This is a genomic window from Bacteroides sp. RTP31139st1_H2_RTP31139_211217 (assembly GCF_040227615.1).
GTDB lineage: Bacteria > Bacteroidota > Bacteroidia > Bacteroidales > Bacteroidaceae > Bacteroides > Bacteroides uniformis.
On record NZ_JBCNZM010000331.1, the window covers coordinates 1 to 1139 of the forward strand.

Consider the following 1139-nt stretch of genomic DNA (forward strand, 5'->3'; position numbering starts at 1 on the left):
GAGTACCGCTGTACTCCAACCTTTGTTAACCTTAAATCTAATACTATGAAAAACACATTGCAAATGTACGGACTTTTTCGACATTTGCAAGAGTGTCGGGGCATAAAGTGTGTATTTGTAACACTTATTATATTTTATACCTTTGTACTACATCTTTTTTAAAACTTGAGGTGTGTTGCTGAAACATAAATTTGCATCTGCTTTGCTTCCACACTTCCACCCACCTCCTGTATCTCCCTATCCATCGGCATTTACCCTGCGGTGGAAGCAACCTGAAAAGGTGGAAGCAAAATTTGCTTCCACCTGCCAAAAACGTCTGAGTTTTGCCGTAACTTATTATCCTCTACCATAATACCGCGCGTGGGTTACATAAATCGGTTGGTGTAGTTTTCCTGCATTTTCGAGCTTGCCCGACTATGAATAATGGAGTCTAATGTCTTTTAAGTTGCTGTACAATACATTTGTGCCTTGTGCGCAATAGGCGCGGGCTACGTACTTCATCTGTAAAAGCCTTGGAGTTAGTGACGCCTAACGGCCATGAACAACCCTGCTTATGGTCGTTAAACGATTGCCTCATGGCCGTTAGCAGGGTTGTTCATGGCCGTTAGGCGTCACTAATTCCTTATGCAACAGTAGACCAAGCAAGGGCGAAACGCAAAGGAATGCTTGTGTTTTAGATAGAAATCCATGGGCTTTCACTCTCTCCATAGGTTATGGAAGTGGGCTTTTATTTCACTTGCGTTCTGTGCGATAAATTCCCATTTATCAGTAGGTATATTTACGAAACTTCAATAATGCATTTATAAGGGTAAGATATTGGAATGTAGAATGATATATTGGAAATGATGAGGTGTTTTTTAAACGTTCGTTTAATAAACGTCTATTTTTAAGAAAATAAGTAGAGGCACAAAAGTTAAAAAGGAACAGAACTTTAATATGTTAAATGTTAGACGTACACTACTGCAATTCAATAGATTAATATGAAACAGAAATCACTTTGGGAATATTTTTATTAAACATTTTGTTAGTTCAAAAAATACAGCTTATCTTTGCGTTCATTAAACGAACGTTTATTGGACACTTTTATGAGTCTAATATCTTCTTTAATAACTTATTATCATTGCAAAAGTGTACAATAC